Here is a 17,804-nt window from a genome sequence, read left to right as displayed (position 1 = left end):
CTCGCGATGGATGCCCCCACTACAGGGCAGGAGGCACCCCCAAAAATGGGATCACCGACATCCCCGTGAACGGTCTATGCGGCTGATAAGGACGAGCTGGGAAGAGGGGGAGCGCGCTGAGGGTATTCGCAGCCGTGCGCGCCTAACATCGAGGTCATCGGTGCCGATTGTCCCTGGTGTCGACGGGCAGGTCCGCCCGTCTCGCGAACCGGAGGGGACCGAGTGCGCACTACGACTCACGAGGAAGTCAGGAGCGACATGGCCGCGAGCGAACTCTCCGCGCAGCTCTGGAAGGAGCGCGAGCTCCTGGAGCTGCTGCTGTTCAAGCTCGAGGAGGAGCAGCTGCTGCTGGTCGCCGGCAAGTCGCGGTGGATCTCCCACGCCACCCGTGAGGTCGAGCAGGTCATGGAACGGATGCGCGTCGCCGGGCTGACGCGCACGGTCGAAGTCGCCGAGGTCACCGAGGCCTGGGGCCTCGGACCGGACGCCACCCTCCGGGAGCTCGCGACCGCCGCACCCGACGGCATCTGGTCGGACATCTTCGGCTCCCACCTGGCGGCGATGACGGAGCTGACCGGTCAGATCGCCGAGGTGCGGGACACCAACGAGCGCCTGCTGCGCGAGGCCTCCCGCTCCACCCAGGAGACCCTGAACGGGCTCTCCGGCGGCGGCGACCCCGGCCTGTACGGCGCCGCGGGCGAGAGCCGCAGCGGCGACGGCGGCGCGCGATTCTTCGACACGGAGGCGTAGGGCGATGAGCACCTTCAGCGGCCTGAACACCGCGTACACCGGCCTCGTCGCGGCCAAGGCGGGCCTCGATGTGGTCGGCCAGAACCTCGTCAACGCCAACACCGCCGGCTACACGCGTCAGCGGGTGGCGACCTCCGCCGTCGAACCCCTGAGCTCGGCCGGTCTCTTCAGCGGCGGCATGCAGCCGGGTCAGGGCGTGTTCGTCGGCGGCGTGCAACGGCTCGACGACGCCGCCCTCAGCTCCCGGGTGCGCGCCACCTCCGCGGTCTCCGGCTACTCCGATACGCGTGCCCAGGCGCTCGCGTCGCTGGAGGCCTCGCTCAACGAGCCGGGCACCAACGGCATCTCGACACAGCTGCAGAAGTTCTGGTCCGCCTGGGGGGACGTCTCCAACCAGGCCGGTGAGCAGGCGCCCGCCGGCGTGCTGCTCGGCCAGGCGGGCAGCCTGGTGACGCAGATCGCACAGGGCTACCAGGCGGTCGACGACCAGTGGTCGACGCTGCGCACGCAGGCCGGCGGGATGGTCGACGACCTCAACTCCGCCGCGAACGCCGTCGCCGAGCTCAACGGCCGCATCCGCGCGGCGCTGAACGCGGGCGCCTCGGCGAATGAGCTGATGGACCAGCGGGACGCGCTGACGACGAAGATCGCCTCGCTCGCCGGGGGAGTGGTGCGCGCCAACCAGGACGGCACGGTCGACGTGCTGGTGGGCGGCAACGCGCTGGTGCAGGGCACCTCGGCGAACGCCGTCGCCCTGGCAGGCGCGCAGCGCATGTCCGACGCCGGCGGCGACGCGGTGCGGCTCGAATGGGCGTACCGTCCCGGCTCCGCCATCGCGATGGAGGGCGGATCGATCGCCGGCGCGATCTCCACGCTCGCCCCGGCCGACGCGTCCGGCACCGGGGGCGTGCTCGCCGAGGCCGCCGCCGGCTTCAACTCCTTCGCCGTGACGATCGCGCAGCGCGTCAATGACATCCACCGCACGGGCGCGACCAGCACCGGGGCGACCGGGCTCGACTTCTTCGCCATCGACGCGAGCAAGCCCGCCGCCCTGGGCCTCTCGGTCGTGCCGACGAGCGTCTCGCAGATCGCGACAGGCACGCCGGGGGCTGGCGGTACGGACGGCAGCATCGCCGACAGGATCGCCCAGCTCGGGACCGGCACGGACGCCGTGGACAAGCAGTGGTCGTCCTTCGTCGTGCGCATCGGCGTCGCGAGCAAGATCGCGCAGCAGCAGGGGGATCTCGCAGAGCTCTCCGCGAGCTCCGCCACCAGTGCGCTGCTCGCCAACTCCTCCGTCGACCTCGACGAGGAGAACATGAACATGCTCGCGTTCCAGCACGCCTATCAGGGTGCTGCGCGCGTGATGACGGCTGTGGACGAGGCACTCGACGTGCTCATCAACCACACCGGACTGGTCGGGAGGTAAACCGTTGTTCACCCGTGTGACGAACGCCACGCAGACGCTGGGCGCCCAGCGCAACCTGCAGCTCAGCCTGCAACGCCAGCAGCAGCTCTACGACCAGGCGACGAGCCGCCGGCAGATCACCAAGCCGTCGGACGATCCGACGGCCACGGCGAGCGCCCTCGGCGTGCGCGCCGATCAGGCGGCGACCGCGCAGTACAAGCGCAACGCCGACAACGGCGACGCGTGGCTGACCACGGCCGACTCCACTCTCAACTCCGTGGAGGACATCATGCGCCGCGTGCGCGACCTCACCGTCTCGGGCGCGAACGACGGCTCGCTCTCGACAGAGGCGAAGGAGGCCATCGCCACGGAGCTCGACGGGCTCAAGAAGTCGCTCCTGTCGCTGGCGAACACCAGCTACCTCGGTCGCACGGTCTTCGCCGGAAACTCGGACGCGGGCGTCGCGTTCCAGCCGGACTACTCCTTCACCGGAGCCTCGGGAAGTACAGTGGAGCGCAGGATCGGCCCGGACACGACGGTGCGGGTGGATGCCGACGGGGCCGCCGTCTTCGGCACGGGCGCCGGTTCGGTGTTCGCCCTGCTCGACGCCATCTCGAACGATCTGCGGACGGGGGTCAACGTCGGTCCCCGCCTCGGCGAGATCGACGACAGGACGAAGGCCATCGTGGGAGAGCACGCGGAGATCGGCGGGCGGCAGACCCGCATCGACAAGGCGAAGGACATGCTCGCTGTCGGTGCGAACTCGCTGGAGGCGCAGCGTTCGAGCATCGAGGACGTCGACCTGAGCAAGGTGCTCCTCGACCTCAAGACGCAGGATGTCAACTACCAGACCGCGATCGCCGTCACGGCACGTGTCCTGCAGCCGACGCTGATGGACTTCCTCCGATGAGCGCCATCCGTTTCGTCAGCCCGCCTCCCGGGCTCGAACCGCTCGCCGACTTCGAGCTGAGCCCCGTCGACGGCGCCGCGGGCCTGTTCACCCTGGCCTCGGCGGAGCGACCGGAGATCCGGCTGTTCACACTCGACGCCGAACGACACCTGCCCGGCTACTCGCCGGAGCTGCCGGACGACCGCGCCGTCGAGCTCGGCATCGAGACGGCCGACCAGGCGCAGCTCTTGGTCGTCGTGACGCCGTCGCTGCAGGGGAGCACCGTCAACCTGCTCGCCCCCGTGATCGTCAATCGTCTGACGGGTGCCGCCCTCCAGCTGGTGCTGGACGACGACGCGTTCCCGGTGCGCGCCGAGCTGGCGGCACTCGCCGGAGCCTGACCTACTTCGCGGCCGGCGCCTTCGCCGGGCACGGCGCGGACTTCGTCATCGCGTCGACCGTCTGCTCCTCCGACCACGGGAGCGCCGCGACGACCTTGGCGCCCTTGGCGGCCCCCGGGATCTTGGAGGCGATGGAGGCGAACCGCTGGGCCAGCGCCCGGGCGAACCCCGAGCCGGGGGTCGAGTTGTTCAGGGCGACGACGACCGTGAGGCCCGAGGCCGGGTCGGTGTACATGGCCGAGAGGTAACCGGGGATCGCCCCGGTGCTCCCGCGCAGCGGCCCGAGCAGCTCGACTCCCAGCCCCTGCTTCTGCCAGGAGGCGCCGCTCGTCACTCCCGTCATCTGGGCGTCGGCGGTCTTCTCCTCGAGGAGGGAGCCTGCGGCGAGCGCCTGGCTGAACGCCTTCAGGTCGTGGAGGTTCGAGACCACGCCTCCGGAGGTCCAGCCACCCGACGGGGAGAGTCGCGAGACATCGCGGACGGGATCGCAGGCGACCGCGCCCACGCCGTCGACACTCGCGGAGTAGCCGGCGGGATGCGCGCCCGGCACCACGAGAGTCGAGCTCTCGGGCAGCACGCTGGCGTCCATCCCGAGCGGTTCGAAGAGGTGCTTCTCGTACAGCTCGGGCCAGTCGGCTCCGGCCGCGTTGCGCACCGCCATGCCCACGAGCACGGCGTTCGTGCGGGCGGGGGAGTGTTTCTCGCCCGGCTTCCCGGTGCGCGGGGCGGCGATGCCCTCGCTCGCGAGCTCGAGGGGCGGCCACTGCCGGATGGGGTTCATCACCATGCGGCCGTTCAGCTGCGCCGAGTAGTCGCCGAGTCCGGAGGTGTCCTGGCAGAGCTCGCGCATCGTGATGCCGTCGACGCCCACCAGGTCGGGTATCCACTTCGAGAGCGGGTCGTCGATCCCCATCGTGCCGTCGTCGACGAGCTGCAGGAACACCGTGCAGGTCATGGGGAGCGTGTTCTGCCCGATGCGGAACGTCATGTCTTCCGTGACGGGGGCGGAACCGCCACGGGTGGTCGTCCCGGAGGCGGTGGTCCAGCTGCCCGCCCACGGCGCCCACACGCCCGCGAACCCGGCGGAGGCGTCCGCCAGCGTCATCGCGTCCGTCAACGCGGACTCCATGCGCTTCTGGACGTCGGAGGGGAAGGCGCCGGGGCGCTGACTCGGCAGATCGGAGGCGGAGGAGGAGGTGCAGGCGGTGACGCCGAGCAGGAGCACGGCCGCGGCCGCGGCGGCGATCGCCCGTCCGATCCGGTTCGCTCGTCGCATGGACTCCCCCGCCGTTCTGGTCCTCGTCCCTGGATTGTAGCCCGCGGCATGGAACCGGTCAGGACGCAACGGGTGGTGTCCCAATCCGATCCGTTCGACGCTGCGAAGACCAGATGAGGCGCGCATCCGTGCGCCGTCCAAGGAGGAACGAACCATGCGCACATCACCGAACCGTCTCGTCGCCACGATCTTCGGCGCCGTCTACCTGCTCGTCGGCCTGCTCGGCTTCGCCTTCACCGGCGGCGTCGGCTTCGTCGCCACCCAGGGAGGGCTGCTCCTCGGCATCTTCGAGGTCAACCCGCTGCACAACGTCGCCCATCTGCTGATCGGCGCAGCACTGCTCATCGCCGGCCTCACCCGGGCGGCGGCCGCGAAGGCGGTCAACACCACCGTCGGCGCCGTGTACCTGCTGCTCGGAATCGTCGGCTTCTTCCTGGTCGGGACCGGCGCGAACATCCTCGCGCTCAACACCCCGGACCACTTCCTCCACTTGGCGAGCGCGATCGTGCTCCTCGGTGTCGGTCTCGGTGCCGAGCGGACCGTGCGCTCCACTCCGGCCGCCGTCTGACCGACATGGCCACGGCTCCTCTGAGCAGGATGTCAGGGACCCCCTCGGTCGTCCCTCCGACCCGGGCGTTCCTCGCCGTGGCCGCGCTGGGGGCGGGTCTGCTTCACGCGGCGCTCGCCCCCAGCGCACCTCTTCCACTGCTCATCCTGCTCGTGATCGTCGCCGCAGCGGAGCTCGCCTGGTCGGTCACGACGCTGGCCCGCGACCTGCCCCTCGTGTTCCGGCTCGTGCCCGTGCTGGCGCTGATCCCCGTGGGGCTGTGGGCGTCCCTCGCCGTCGTGGGGGCCACAGCGACCTCCGGCACCGTGCTCGCATTGCCGCTGATCCCGATGGGAGTGGCTTCCCTGCTCGACGTCGCTGTGGCTGCCGTGAGCGCCGTGGTGCTGCGGCGCGGTCGTCCCGCATCGCAACGGGGAGGCGCGCTGCGCTTCGTGGCCGCGCTGGCGCTCAGCGCCTCCGCCGTGTGCGCCGTCACCATCCCTGCGCTCGGCCTGACGGATGCCGGCATCGCCGCGGTGACGGTCGGCCACCACCACTGACCGGCCCGCTAAGCTGTCGGACGGAACTCGGGGGATTCCGTCGTCCGCCGGCCGGCCTCGGCCGCGCCCGCATCCACGCGCCACGCGCGCAACCCCTCGGGAGCCGTCACCAGAACGCAGCGACCAGAGGGGGATCACATGACCGACCCGAACACACCGACCGACGATCAGAACCCGAGCGGCGGACAGCAGAAGCCGCACGAGCAGGCGCCGGCACCGACGCCGGAGCAGGCACCGCAGCCGCCGCAGGACCAGCAGCCGCAGCCGCCCCAGCAGCCGCAGCCGGGCGCGTACGCCGCGGCCCCCAACCCGTACGCTCCCGCGCCGGGCGCGCGCTCCGGTATCCGCCCCTGGGTGTGGTGGGTCATCGGCGGCGCCGTGGCGTTCGTCATCGTCGTCATCGTCGCGATCGTGCTCTTCGTGACTGTGCTCGCGGGCGGCAACGGCGCGAAGGGCGTCGCCGAGCAGTACCTGCAGGACATCGCGAAGGGCAACGCGTCCGCGGCCAACAAGCTGGGCCGTGCCGACGCGTCCGACTTCCTGCTCACGGACGCGGTGCTCGCCAAGGCCGAGCGGATCACCGCTCCCGCTGTGACCCGCACCCTCACCAGCCGCAGCTCCGACCAGACCCAGGTCTCGGTCACGTACAAGCTCGCCGGCAAGACCTACCGCGACACCATCGAGCTCGACAAGGACGACAAGGGCTGGTACGTCAGCCGCGGCCTCGCCTATCAGCTGCCGTACGTCTCGTCGACCATCCCCGGTTTCACCGTCGAGGGCGCGACGCAGGCCGTGACGTCGAAGGACTCCGAGATCTCCGCGTATCCCGCTGTCTACACGCTGGGTGCCCCGAACCGCTTCTACGAGCTCGCAGGGTCTCCGAAGCTGACGATCGCCGCGGGAACCTACGCCGACCTCAAGCTGGACCTCACGCCCTCGAAGGAGTACCTGGCCGAGGTGCAGAAGCAGGTCGACGCGCACTACGCCGACTGCGCGACCAAGACCTCGTACTACGACGTCGAGGACTGCGGCATCGAGCTGAGCTACCCCTCGAACATGAGCGTCTCGGGCTCCACCGTCGCCGTCACGGTCGTCGAGTCGCCGAAGGTCGAGGTCGACGACAGCGACTCGTACTACCAGTTCAAGATCGGCGACGGTGCGTTCACGGCCGTCCTGACCGGCTCCGACTATCGCGGCAACCCGGCGACCGAGAACCTGACCGGCAAGGCCGGTTACATCTCGGCCGACATCGAGGTGAAGGACGACAAGGTCGTGGTGAGCTTCGGCTGACCGGCGCCGAGCGCAGCGAGAGGCCGTGCGGCGATCGCCGCACGGCCTCTCTGCGTCAGTGCACCGGCTCGCAGATCGTGCGGCGGATCCAGTCGCCGACGGTGGCCCTGGTCACGGCCCCGGAGCGCGCGAGCCGCACGAGGTCGAGCGCGTGGTCGGTGAGGCGTCCGTCGGCGGAGTCCTCGGCGTCCCCGAGCACGTGGATGGCGAACCAGCGCGTCGCCCTCACGCCGATCCGCGCCGCGACGGCGAGGATGCCGGCGAAGTGCCGCGCCTGGCCGTCCGTGCCGTCGTCGACGTGCGGGCGGAAGCCGCGCCCCCGGATCCTGTTGCGGCCGCCGCGCGCGGCATCCCAGAACCAGAGCGGACCGCGGCGCACACCCCCGGCCTCGGCGCCGAGATCGACGAAGAAGCGGCGGGAGGAGGCCGAGGTGCGGGCGAGACGCTCCGCTGTCGAGACGAGATCGGCGCAGGCGTTCATGGGGCGAGCGTAGGCCGCCCACCTGCCGACCCGCTGAAGGAGGCGCGCAGACCGGGCCGTCCAGCTTGACGGGACCCCCTTCCGTCCGTCACGATGTTAGGCAAGCCTTACCTGACCAGGAGACCCGATGGCCGAACTGATCCCCTTCTCGCAAGCGCTCCGCGAGCGCACCCGGACCGTGCACGAGGAGAGCGAAGGCGCGAACTTCATGCAGGACCTCATGAGCGGCAAGGGCAGCCGTGAGGACTACATCCACCTCCTCGCCCAGCATTACTTCATCTACGAGGCGCTCGAGGAGGCCGCGGTCCACATGGCCGACGACCCGGTCGCCGCCCTGTTCATCACCCCCAAGCTCACTCGCCTGCCGGCCATCGAGGCCGACCTCGAGTTCCTGCTCGGCAACGACTGGCGCGACCGCATCGCGCCGCTGCCGAGCACCTTCCGCTACACCGCGCGGATCCGCGAGGTGGGCCACGACTGGCCGGGCGGCTTCATCGCCCACCACTACACGCGCTACCTCGGCGACCTCTCCGGCGGTCAGATCATCCGCACCCTCCTGCAGCGCCAGTACGGTTTCGAGACGAACGGCGTCGGGTTCTACCTGTTCGCCGACATCGCCAAGCCGAAGGTCTTCAAAGACGTCTACCGCTCCCAGCTCGACGCCGTCGACTGGACGGAGGAGGAGCGCGAGCGCGTGATCGCGGAGGTCGGGCTGGCGTTCCGCTTCAACACCGAGCTGTTCAACGATCTCGCCGCGGCGAAGGCCGCCGCGGCCTGACGTTCAGCGGCGGCTGAGCGTGAAGCTCGCGCTCCCGAACCGCACGATCGACCCCGGGTCGACCTCGTGCCGCGTGTTCGGATCGCACGCGAACGTGCCCTCGCCCGGGTACGAGATGGTCGTGCCGTTCGACGAGCCCAGGTCCATCACCCAGAAGACGTCGTCGTACTGGCCGAACGCCAGGTGCGCGCGGGAGACGGACGTGTTGTCGTCGCGGATCCCGACCAGCTCCACATGGGCCGGGTCGTCGAACTCGGTCCCCGGCGTGTGGACGCCCGGGTTGCGGCCGATGACCCCGTTGCCGGTGGTCTCGACGTGCTGCCCATCGCTGAAGTCCAGCACGAACGTGATCATCTGCGTCTCCTTCGCCTCGGCCGCGCTCAGCTCGCGCTGAGCGGGACCCTCACCGGTCGTGCGTCGCGCATGAACCGCTCCACGTCGGGGTCGACCGTGATGTCGCTCGGGCGCAGCGGACGCGTCAGGTACAGCCCGTCGAGCGTCGTGATACGGCTGAGCGCCACATACGTCTGACCGGAGGTGAAGGCCCGGCTGCCCAGGTCGACGATGGCCGCGTCGTACGTCTTGCCCTGCGACTTGTGGATGGTGACCGCCCACGCCAGGCGCAACGGGAACTGCGTGAACTCCGCCACCACGTCCTTCGTGAGCTTCTTGGTCTCGGGGGAGTAGCTGTACTTGAACTTCTCCCAGATCGTGGGCTCGACCTCGTGGACCTCCCCGTCGACGTCGACGAAGACAGTGGAGTCGATGCGCGTGACCGTGCCGATCGTTCCATTGACCCAGCGCGGCCCGTCGCCATGCCCGACGTCGTTGCGCAGGAACATGACCTGGGCGCCGACTTTCAGCTCCAGGGCTTCCTCCGCCGGGTAGTTGCGGCCGCCGAAGTCGCCGCTGATCTCGGCCTTCGCCGTCAGCACCCGGCCGGGGAGCCGCTCGAGCGCCTGCGCGTTGATGCGGTTGACCGTGTCGTTGCGGGTCGCGAGGGTGATCGTGCCGTCGTCCGGGGCCGGCCGGGCGCCGACCTCGTTCAGCCGGTCGGCGATCTCCTTCGTCACCTGCCCGTGCCGCACGGCGTTGAGCATGAACCGGAAGTCGGACTCGTGCTGCCGGTGCACCTGCAGCAGTTCCACGATGCGCAGCTCGGACTCCTGCCACACCTTGGCGTCGAAGAACCACATCGAGCGGTAGTTGTCGGTGAAGTAGGCGCGCTCCTCCTGGTCTCCCGGCACGGGGGCCAGCTGGTACGGGTCGCCGAAGAGCACGACCTGCACGCCGCCGAACGATTCGGCCGGGCGCTGGCGCGCCTGGCGCAGGCTGCGGTCGACCGCGTCCATGAGGTCGGCGTTGACCATCGAGACCTCGTCGATCACGAGGGTGTCGATCGTGTTGAGGAGCTTGCGCAGCTCGGCGCTCTGCTCGATGGCGTGGTCGGCGATGACGCCGATGGGCAGCCGGAAGAGCGAGTGGATGGTCTGGCCACCCACGTTGAGGGCGGCGACGCCCGTCGGTGCCGCGATCACGATCGACTTCTCCGTGTTCCAGGAGAGGTGGTTGAGCAGGGTGGACTTGCCCGTGCCCGCACGACCCGTCACGAAGACGTGCTCACGCGTGTGCTCGATGAGTTCGAACACCGCCTGCTGCTCCGGCGAGAGCGAGAGTCGGCCCATCCGAGTCCCTTTCCCCTCGCGCGACCTGCCGGACTACTCTAACCCGCGTGGCCGAGCGGGAGCCGCTTCTACACAGGCCAATAGGATGGCTTCATGGCTGGGGATGAGTCGGGGCGACGAGTGCGCACGCTCATCGTCTGGTCCGGCATCGGGCTCCTGCTCCTCGTCGCGTTGTTCGCGGCGTTCGGCGCCGTTCAGCGCACCTACTACAGCGCCTCGGGCTTCGTCGCCGGCTACATGCAGACCCTCGCCGCGCGCGATGTCGCCGCAGCCCTCGGGATGCCGGGTGCCGCGCCGACCTCCGCCGCCCTGAAGCAGGCCGGACTGCCCTCCAGCGCCTCGCGGGAGCTTCTGCGGGCCGACCTCCTGCCACGCATCGCCGACATCCGCGTCGTCTCCGACCGCACCCGATCGAGCGGTGTCCACGACGTCACCGTCCAGGCGACCTCGGACGGCCACGCCGTGAGCGCGACCTTCGCCGTCGAGCAGTCGGGCTCGGTTCTCGGCATCCTGCCCCTGTGGCGGTTCGCCACGACGCCGCTCACCGTCGCGCACATCACGGTCGCCCACGCGCAGGACTTCACCATCGCCTCCCACACGGTCGACCCGCGTGCCGCCGCCCCCGACCAGCCCGCGAACGCCTTCAGCGTCGCCGCCGACTATCTCATGTTCGCGCCCGGCCGCTACGTGCTCGGCCACACCTCGAGATACCTCGACGCCGCGCCCGCCGTCGTCCTCGCCGCCCCGGCACGCACCGTGGAGACGACCGTCGACGCCCAGCCGACGCAGGCGTTCACGGACGCCGTGCAGAAGCAGCTGAACGCCTTCCTCGACCAGTGCGCGACCCAGCAGGTCCTCCAGCCCGCCGGCTGCCCGTTCGGGGTGGAGATCGACGACCGCGTGCAGGGCGCCCCCGCCTGGACCATGGCCACGTATCCCGCCGTGCACCTCTCGGCCGGCGCGACCGCGTGGACGATGGACCAGGCGGTGGGAGTGGCGCACCTCTCGGTCACCGTGCAGTCGCTGTTCGACGGGACGATCGATCAGCGCGAGTCGGACGAGCGCTTCGCCGTCTCCCTCACGAGCGTCACCATCCGTTCGGACGGGTCGCTCGACATCGTCGTGGGGCAGTAGCTACTGCCGCTCGGCCCCGTCGCGCTGCGCCAGGCGCGCGAGCTGCTCGTTGTAGGCGCGCAGCTCGGCGTCGTTCGTCCGGTCCGCGTTGCGGTCGCGGCGGCGCGTCTCGCGCTCGTCGCTGCGGCTCCACTGGATCGCGACGACGATCGCCAGGATGACGGTCGGGATCTCTCCGATGCTCCAGGCGATGCCGCCGCCCGTCTGCTGGTCGACGAGCGGGGGGTCGCCCCAGGTGCGGCCCATCGCACCGAACCAGTCGGCGAGCAGGAGGCCGTGCATCTGCATGATCGAGAGGCCGAAGAACGCGTGGAACGCCATCGTCAGCAGCAGGAGCAGCAACCGGAACGGGTAGGGGAGCCGGAACTTCACCGGGTCGATCCCGATCAGCGACTGCACGAACAGGTAGCCGGTGATGAGGAAGTGGACGACCATCCACTCGTGCCCGATATGGTCCGTCGTCGCCCACCGGAAGATCGGCGTGTAGTAGAACACCCACAGCGAGCCGGCGAACAGGATCGCCGCGACGATCGGGTTGGAGACGATCGCCGCGAAGCGCGAGTGCACGGCGAGCAGGATCCACTCGCGGCCGCCGCGGGATCCGTCGGTGCGCTTGCGGATGGCGCGCGCGGCCAAGGTCACGGGCGCGCCGGGAACGAGCAGCAGCGGCACGGCCATCGTCAGCACCATGTGCGCCGACATGTGCGCCGAGAACAGGTACTTCTCGTAGACGTTGACGCCGCCGTTCGTGATGTAGAACAGCAACGCGATTCCCAGCACCCACAGGATGGTGCGGTAGATCGGCCAGGCGTCGCCGCGCCGCCGCAGGCGCCACACTCCGGCGAGGTAGAAGAACAACGCGAATGCGCAGCCCAGCACCCAGAGCAGGTCGAAGTTCCAGCTGGTGAAGAGCCGGCCCCAGGTGAGCTCGGGCGGGAGCTTCTCGCCGGTGAGGATCTCGGCGGGCGTCGGGGTCGCGGCGCGCGTCTGCGGGACGGGCGTGACGGTGCGCGCGAGAGCGGCCGCCACACCGGAGGCGATGCCCATGAAGGCGAGCTCCGCCGTGACGATCCACCAGAAGGTGCCGCGCTTGCCGCCCGCCTTCAGCCTCCCGATCAGGATGCGACGCTGCGAGACCCCGAAGAGACCGAGCACGACGAGGACAGCCACCTTGACGAGCACGAGGATGCCGTACGGCGTGGCGAGCTGGGCGAGGTCGCCGATGCGCAGCTCCGCGTTCACATACCCGGAGGCCGCGACCACGATGAACGAGATCAGCGCGATCGAGGAGTACCGCTCCATCACCGTCACGAGCCGGTCGCCGCCGAAGACGCCGCGGAGCACGATGATCGTCACGAGACCGCCCAGCCAGATGGCGGCGAACAGCACGTGCAGACCGAACGAGGTGACGGCGGCGTCGTGACCCGCAGCCTCCGCACTGTGGCCCTGCTGCGCCATCGGGACGACGGCGGCCATCGCCAGCACGGTGACGAAGATCAGGGCCGTCTGGTTGCGCACGGCGAAGCAGAGCACGGTGACGGCGGCGGCGATCAGTGTGACGCCGAGCCACGCCTGGCCGAGGGAGACGCTGGTGATGAAGGAGCTCAGGCCGTTGCTGAAGGTCTCGTCGAACGACCACGGCACGTTCGACACGCTCACGAAGGTGAAGAGGCCGGTCGCGGCGGCAGCCACCGTCATCACCGCGGCGCATCCCGCAGCGAAGTCGAGGGCCTTGCCGAACTCCTCGCGATCCGGTGTGAACACGAAGCAGACGAGGACGAGAGCGCCGACCGCTCCCGAGAGGCTGAGGTTGACGATCAGGGTCGCGATCGGGAGACCGTAACGCACGAGCGCGCCCGGGTCGGCCAGCAGCGGAGCCGTCGCCCCACCGCCGAAGGCGAGGCCGGCCAGCACGGACGCCAGGGCGGCGACGAGCAGCGCGGCAGGGCCGATCACACGGACGATTCGGGGCACCAGACCAGCCTACGGCCCCGGGCCTGGGCGCCCGCCCACAGCATCCGCCGCGCCCCTCCCGGATACGACGAAGGCGGCGCCGCAGTGCGCGGCGCCGCCCTCGGGCAAAGCGAAGGGGACTTACTTGACGGCAGCCTTCAGCTTCGAGCCCGCGGTCAGCTTGACGCGGTGGCCGGCCGGGATCGAGATCTCGGCGCCGGTCTGCGGGTTGCGGCCGGTGCGGGCAGCGGTCTCGGTGCGCTCGGCGGCGAGCCAGCCCGGGATGGTGACCTTGCCACCGGCGGCGACGGTCTCGGAGATGGTCGCGAAGAAAGCGTCGACGACACCGGAGACGGTGGCCTGGCTCTGCCCCGACGCCGCGGCGACGGCAGCGACGAGCTCGGTCTTGTTCAGCGACTTGTCAGCCATTGAGTGTCCTCCTCGGACGTTGTGCTGGATCTCCAGCTTGCAGTGGAACAGCCACGGCCGCGGAGGGCCATAACGTTTGGTCGGATGACCGCCTCGAATGTATCAGGAATCCGCGGAAACACGCGGATTTTCGGCGTTTCCCACCGCTCTTTCACCTTGCGGAGGCCTCCCGGGACGACGAAAAGGGGCGCCCGGTCGGAAACCGGACGCCCCTTTCGTGCGTCGCCCGCTGATTACCAGCTGGACTTGGTGATGCCGGGCAGCTCGCCACGGTGCGCCATGTCGCGGAAGCGCACGCGCGAGATGCCGAACTTGCTGAGGTTTCCGCGCGGACGGCCGTCGACGGCGTCGCGGTTGCGGACGCGGATCGGCGAGGCGTCGCGGGGGAGCTTCTGCAGACCGACGCGCGCGGCCTCGCGGGACTCGTCGGTGCCGTTCGGGTCGACGAGAGCCTTCTTGAGCTCGGCACGACGGGCGGCGTAGCGCTCGACGACGACCTTGCGCTGCTCGTTCTTGGCGATCTTGGACTTCTTGGCCATGTTTAGCGCTCCTCTCGGAAGTCGACGTGCTTGCGCACGACGGGGTCGTACTTCTTGAGCACGAGACGGTCAGGGTTGTTGCGGCGGTTCTTGCGGGTGACGTAGGTGTACCCGGTGCCCGCCGTGGAACGGAGCTTGATGATCGGACGGATGTCCTGCTGCTTTGCCATTAGATCTTCTCCCCACGGGCCAGGAGGTCCTTCACGACGGCCTCGATGCCACGGGCGTCGATGACCTTGATGCCCTTGGCGCTCAGGGTCAGGGTGACGTTACGGCGAAGCGACGGAACGTAGTACGTCTTCTTCTGGATGTTCGGGTCGAACCGGCGCTTGTTGCGACGGTGCGAGTGCGAGATGGAGTGACCGAAGCCGGGGACGGCTCCAGTCACCTGGCACACTGCTGCCATTGCTTTCTTCTCCAATACCGTGAGGCCGGACGGCCTCACCCAAGGTCACTTGTCGGCGCACGACTTCCCCACGCTTGGAAGGGTGTGAGGGTTTCGAACGCGATCTGAGCAGGAGGAGCCCACTCAGCCAAAGAACAACTCTACGACACGCCCGGGGTACTGGCAAATCCGCGGGAGCAGTTCGCGCACAGCCCGAAGACGTCGACGACGTGCTGCGCCTGCGTGAAGCCGTGCGCCGCTGCCGCCGAACGAGCCCATTCCTCGACCGCGTCGGCCTCGATCTCGACGGTGAGGCCGCAGTTGCGGCAGATGAGGTGGTGGTGGTGGCCGCCGGTGCAGGCGCGGTAGAGGCTCTCTCCCTCGGGGGACTGCAGCGAGTCCGCATCCCCCTCCGCGGCGAGGTCGGCGAGCGCGCGGTACACCGTGGCCAGGCCGATCGGGGAGCCGGTCTCGTGGAGGTTGAGGTGCAGCGACTGCGCGCTGATGAAGCCCTCCGTCGAGGACAGGGCCTCTCGGACGGCCTCCCGCTGCCAGGTGTTCCGCTTCACGGTCTCAGGCTAGCCCGCCTGGCTCACGAGTCGCCGTGAACCGCGTTCGCGCCGCACGCCGACGAGGCGGCACACGACGTAGATGACGAAGGAGATGGTGGTGACGTAGGGGCTGATCGGCAGGGAGCTGCCGAGGGCGAGCAGGATGCCGCCGACCACCGAGACGAGGGCGAACACGACGCTGAGCACGGGGACGAGGAGGGGCGACGACGACACGCGCATCGCGGCGGCGGCGGGGGTGACGAGCAGCGACAGCACCAGGAGGGCTCCGACGATCTGCACCGACACCGCGACCGCCAGCCCGAGGAGCACCATGAACGCCAGCGCGACGAAGCGGGTCGGGATGCCACGGGCGGCGGCGACATCCGCGTCCAGGCTGTCGAACGAGAGCGGGCGCCACATCAGCAGCAGGCCGATGAGCACGACCACGCCGATGCCGATCAGCCAGCCGAGCTGGGGGTCGTCCACGGAGACGATCTGGCCCGTGAGCAGGCCGAACTTGTTCGCACTGCGCCCCGGGTACAGCGCCAGGAAGAGGATGCCGAGGCCGAGGCCGAACGGCATCAGGACGGCGATGATCGAGTTGCGGTCGCGCGCCTTCGCGCCCAGCAGCCCGATCAGCACGGCGGCGAGCAGGGAGCCGAAGAGCGAGCCGACGACGACGTTCGCGCCGAACAGCAGCGCCGCCGACGCGCCGGCGAACGACAGCTCGCTGATGCCGTGCACGGCGAAGGCCATATCGCGCTGCATCACGAAGACGCCGATCAGGCCTCCGACGACGCCGAGCACCGCGCCGGCGAAGATCGAGTTCTTCACGAGGGCGAGCAGCTCGCCGTAGTCGGCGAACGAGAACAGTTGCGACCAGAGGTCGCCCGAGGCGGCGAGGTGGAGGATCATGCGGCCGGCTCCGGGTGCGGTGCGTGGGTGTGGTCGTGGTGCGCGTGGGTCTCGGAATCGGGGATGCCGACCACGACGATCCGTCCGCGACTACGGATGACGTCGACCGGCGTCCCGTAGAGGTCCGTGAGCACGTCGCTGCGCAGCACCTCGTCCGGGGTGCCGGTGCGGAACCGGCCGCCCGCGAGGTAGAGCACGCGATCGACCATCCCGAGCACCGGGTTGACGTCGTGCGTGACGAAGACCACGGCGCTGCCCTGATCGCGGCGCCGCTTGTCGATCAGCTCGCTCACGCCGCGCTGGTGCTGCAGGTCGAGGGAGAGGAGCGGCTCGTCGCAGAGCAGCATGACCGGGTCACCGGCGAGCGCCTGAGCGACCCGCAGGCGCTGCTGCTCGCCGCCGGAGAGGGAGCCGACGGGGGAGTCCGCGTAGCGGCGGGCCCCGACCGCGTCGATGAGCTCCTCCGTGCGTGCCCGGTCGGCACGGTTCGGCAGCGGGATGCCCCAGCGGTGCCCGTCCACCCCGAGCCGCACGAGATCGCGGGCGCGCATGGGCGTGCCCGCCGGGATGAGCTTCTGCTGCGGGATGTAGCCGATCCGGCGGTCTCCGCGGCGCACAGGGTGCCCGTCGAAGACGATCGAACCGCCGTCGAGGCGCTGCTGACCGAGGATGGCGCGCAGGAGGCTGGTCTTGCCGGATCCGTTCGGCCCGAGGACCGCGACGAACTCGCCCGCGTGGACGTCGAGGTCGAGGCCGCTCCAGAGGGTGCGGTCGCCGAAACCGAGCGAGGCGTCGCGCAATTGCAGCACGACACCTCGCTCGGTGGGCGCGGCGACCCGCGCAAGGGGTTCGGTCATTCGCCGAGTGCCGTGGCGATGGCGTCCACGTTCGCGTTCATCCAGCCGATGTAGTCCTTGCCGCTCGGGAGGGTCTCGGTGACGGGCACGACGGGCACGCCGGCCTGCTTGGCGGCGGCGAGCACCTTCTCGGTCTCGGGGCCGCTGGTCTGCTCATTGTAGGCGAGCAGCTTCACCGTGTGGTTCGAGAAGAGCTCGAGCGTCTGCTGCAGCACCGCCGGCGAGACGTCGGTGCCGTCCTCGATCGCCTTGCTGAAGTCCTCCGGCGTCTTGTCCTCCAGGCCGATCGCCTGGAGCATGTACAGCGGCACCGGCTCGGTGATCGCCGCACCCTCGCCCGCATACCGCGATTTGAGGTCGGACTCCTTCTTCTCCAGGGCGTCCAGCTTGTCGGTGAAGGCGGCCGCGTTCTTCTCGAAGACGCTCTTCTGGCTGGGATCGGCCGCGCTCAGGGCGTCGGTGAGTTCGCCCGCGAACTTCGCGACAGTGGGGAAGTCGTACCAGACGTGCTCGTTGAGCTCGCCGTCCACGGGCTTCTTCCCGGAGATGTCGACGACGTTCAGCACCTTCTGGCTCGAGTTCTTGGCGCCCTTGCGCAGCGTCTCCATGAAGTCGTCGTAGCCTCCGCCGTTCTCGATGAGGATGTCGGCCTTCGAGATCGCGAGCTGGCTCTGGGCGCTGGCTTCGAACGAGTGCGGGTCCTGGTTCGGGTCGGACATGATCGACGTGACCTCGACCGCATCGCCGGCGATGGTGTGCGCGATGTCGCCGTACACGTTCGTGCTGGCGACGACGCGGACCTTCCCGTCGTCGGTCGAGGAGCCGGAGGATCCGGCCGAGCAGCCGGTGAGGGCGAGGGCCGCGGCGGCCGTGAGGGCGATCGCGAGGAGGGGGCGCTTCTGCATGAGCGGGACCTGTCTAAGTCGGCGGGGAGGGTTCGGGCGGGCGCCGGAGTTCCGGGCCACTACGAACCTAC

Annotated in this window: 22 protein-coding genes; 9 read left to right on the top strand and 13 right to left on the bottom strand. The window is 69.7% G+C overall.

The annotated features are described in order from the left end of the window. Positions 1–258: 258 nt before the first annotated feature. From flgN to fliW, 4 genes are read left to right on the top strand one after another with little or no spacing between them, the layout of a single operon-like run. Positions 259–750, top strand: a complete 492-nt coding sequence (flgN, locus tag LLS1_RS01095) for a flagellar export chaperone FlgN (protein WP_226653218.1) — start codon at positions 259–261, stop codon at positions 748–750. 4 nt (positions 751–754) lie between these two features. After that, positions 755–2,179: a flagellar hook-associated protein FlgK gene (flgK, locus tag LLS1_RS01090; RefSeq protein ID WP_226653217.1), complete on the top strand. Its 1,425-nt coding sequence runs from the start codon at positions 755–757 to the stop codon at positions 2,177–2,179. A gap of 4 nt (positions 2,180–2,183) precedes the next feature. Beyond that, a complete protein-coding gene (flgL, locus tag LLS1_RS01085; protein ID WP_226653216.1) occupies positions 2,184–3,068 on the top strand; it encodes a flagellar hook-associated protein FlgL in 885 nt (294 codons plus the stop codon). Beyond that, positions 3,065–3,448 (top strand): flagellar assembly protein FliW, encoded by a 384-nt coding sequence (gene fliW / locus LLS1_RS01080; protein ID WP_223358632.1) that lies wholly within the window; start codon positions 3,065–3,067, stop codon positions 3,446–3,448. Before flgL ends, fliW begins: the two co-directional genes overlap by 4 nt. A 1-nt stretch (position 3,449) precedes the next feature. Here fliW and LLS1_RS01075 read toward each other — a convergent pair whose 3' ends face one another. Next, entirely contained in the window at positions 3,450–4,724 is a 1,275-nt protein-coding gene (locus LLS1_RS01075) for a serine hydrolase (RefSeq protein ID WP_226653215.1), read from the bottom strand. 154 nt (positions 4,725–4,878) lie between these two features. Here LLS1_RS01075 and LLS1_RS01070 point away from each other — a divergent pair, with 154 nt between their 5' ends. The 3 genes from LLS1_RS01070 (at position 4,879) to LLS1_RS01060 (ending at position 7,121) form a co-directional block, all read left to right on the top strand. Beyond that, positions 4,879–5,292, top strand: coding sequence for a DUF4383 domain-containing protein (locus LLS1_RS01070; protein ID WP_223358634.1), 414 nt, complete (start codon positions 4,879–4,881; stop codon positions 5,290–5,292). 29 nt (positions 5,293–5,321) lie between these two features. Beyond that, complete coding sequence (locus tag LLS1_RS01065; RefSeq protein WP_226653214.1) at positions 5,322–5,831, top strand: hypothetical protein; 510 nt, start codon at positions 5,322–5,324, stop codon at positions 5,829–5,831. 138 nt (positions 5,832–5,969) lie between these two features. Beyond that, positions 5,970–7,121, top strand: coding sequence for a hypothetical protein (locus tag LLS1_RS01060; protein WP_226653213.1), 1,152 nt, complete (start codon positions 5,970–5,972; stop codon positions 7,119–7,121). Between the two features lie 55 nt (positions 7,122–7,176). Here LLS1_RS01060 and LLS1_RS01055 read toward each other — a convergent pair whose 3' ends face one another. Then, complete coding sequence (locus LLS1_RS01055) at positions 7,177–7,602, bottom strand: hypothetical protein (protein WP_226653212.1); 426 nt, start codon at positions 7,600–7,602, stop codon at positions 7,177–7,179. Between the two features lie 127 nt (positions 7,603–7,729). Between LLS1_RS01055 and LLS1_RS01050 the strand changes: the two genes are divergently transcribed. After that, complete coding sequence (locus tag LLS1_RS01050; protein WP_223358638.1) at positions 7,730–8,380, top strand: heme oxygenase (biliverdin-producing); 651 nt, start codon at positions 7,730–7,732, stop codon at positions 8,378–8,380. 3 nt (positions 8,381–8,383) lie between these two features. Here LLS1_RS01050 and LLS1_RS01045 read toward each other — a convergent pair whose 3' ends face one another. Both LLS1_RS01045 and LLS1_RS01040 read right to left on the bottom strand, forming a co-directional pair. Continuing rightward, positions 8,384–8,734 carry an FHA domain-containing protein gene (locus tag LLS1_RS01045; protein WP_223358639.1) on the bottom strand — a complete coding sequence of 117 codons (351 nt, stop codon included), beginning with the start codon at positions 8,732–8,734 and terminating at the stop codon, positions 8,384–8,386. A 26-nt stretch (positions 8,735–8,760) separates the two neighbouring features. Further along, the gene (locus LLS1_RS01040) at positions 8,761–10,065 is read right to left on the bottom strand and encodes an ATP-dependent RecD-like DNA helicase (RefSeq protein WP_226653211.1); all 1,305 of its coding nucleotides are present in this window, start codon (positions 10,063–10,065) and stop codon (positions 8,761–8,763) included. A gap of 93 nt (positions 10,066–10,158) precedes the next feature. Between LLS1_RS01040 and LLS1_RS01035 the strand changes: the two genes are divergently transcribed. Beyond that, positions 10,159–11,199, top strand: a complete 1,041-nt coding sequence (locus LLS1_RS01035) for a hypothetical protein (protein ID WP_226653210.1) — start codon at positions 10,159–10,161, stop codon at positions 11,197–11,199. Here the strand turns inward: LLS1_RS01035 and LLS1_RS01030 are convergent, their stop codons facing one another. From LLS1_RS01030 to LLS1_RS00990, 9 genes are all read right to left on the bottom strand, one after another. Continuing rightward, entirely contained in the window at positions 11,200–13,173 is a 1,974-nt protein-coding gene (locus tag LLS1_RS01030; RefSeq protein WP_226653209.1) for a cytochrome c oxidase assembly protein, read from the bottom strand. It lies immediately after the preceding gene. A gap of 120 nt (positions 13,174–13,293) precedes the next feature. Next, complete coding sequence (locus LLS1_RS01025) at positions 13,294–13,581, bottom strand: HU family DNA-binding protein (protein WP_021760167.1); 288 nt, start codon at positions 13,579–13,581, stop codon at positions 13,294–13,296. Positions 13,582–13,814: 233 nt separating this feature from the next. Next, positions 13,815–14,120 (bottom strand): 30S ribosomal protein S14, encoded by a 306-nt coding sequence (gene rpsN / locus LLS1_RS01020; RefSeq protein ID WP_223358643.1) that lies wholly within the window; start codon positions 14,118–14,120, stop codon positions 13,815–13,817. 2 nt (positions 14,121–14,122) lie between these two features. Then, positions 14,123–14,290: a 50S ribosomal protein L33 gene (rpmG, locus tag LLS1_RS01015; protein WP_021760158.1), complete on the bottom strand. Its 168-nt coding sequence runs from the start codon at positions 14,288–14,290 to the stop codon at positions 14,123–14,125. Then, positions 14,290–14,526 (bottom strand): 50S ribosomal protein L28, encoded by a 237-nt coding sequence (gene rpmB / locus LLS1_RS01010; protein WP_223358644.1) that lies wholly within the window; start codon positions 14,524–14,526, stop codon positions 14,290–14,292. The genes rpmG and rpmB overlap by 1 nt, the downstream gene beginning before the upstream one ends. A 140-nt stretch (positions 14,527–14,666) precedes the next feature. Continuing rightward, positions 14,667–15,074 (bottom strand): Fur family transcriptional regulator, encoded by a 408-nt coding sequence (locus tag LLS1_RS01005; RefSeq protein ID WP_226653208.1) that lies wholly within the window; start codon positions 15,072–15,074, stop codon positions 14,667–14,669. A gap of 9 nt (positions 15,075–15,083) precedes the next feature. Beyond that, positions 15,084–15,971: a metal ABC transporter permease gene (locus tag LLS1_RS01000; RefSeq protein WP_226653207.1), complete on the bottom strand. Its 888-nt coding sequence runs from the start codon at positions 15,969–15,971 to the stop codon at positions 15,084–15,086. Beyond that, a complete protein-coding gene (locus tag LLS1_RS00995; protein ID WP_226653206.1) occupies positions 15,968–16,828 on the bottom strand; it encodes a metal ABC transporter ATP-binding protein in 861 nt (286 codons plus the stop codon). Before LLS1_RS00995 ends, LLS1_RS01000 begins: the two co-directional genes overlap by 4 nt. Further along, positions 16,825–17,733, bottom strand: a complete 909-nt coding sequence (locus LLS1_RS00990; RefSeq protein WP_226653205.1) for a metal ABC transporter solute-binding protein, Zn/Mn family — start codon at positions 17,731–17,733, stop codon at positions 16,825–16,827. The genes LLS1_RS00995 and LLS1_RS00990 overlap by 4 nt, the downstream gene beginning before the upstream one ends. Between the last annotated feature and the right edge of the window lie 71 nt (positions 17,734–17,804).

This window comes from Leifsonia sp. LS1 (assembly GCF_020521355.1).
Classification (GTDB): Bacteria; Actinomycetota; Actinomycetes; order Actinomycetales; family Microbacteriaceae; genus Leifsonia.
Note: the sequence above shows the minus strand (reverse complement) of the source record. Positions and strands in the feature narration are given on the sequence as shown.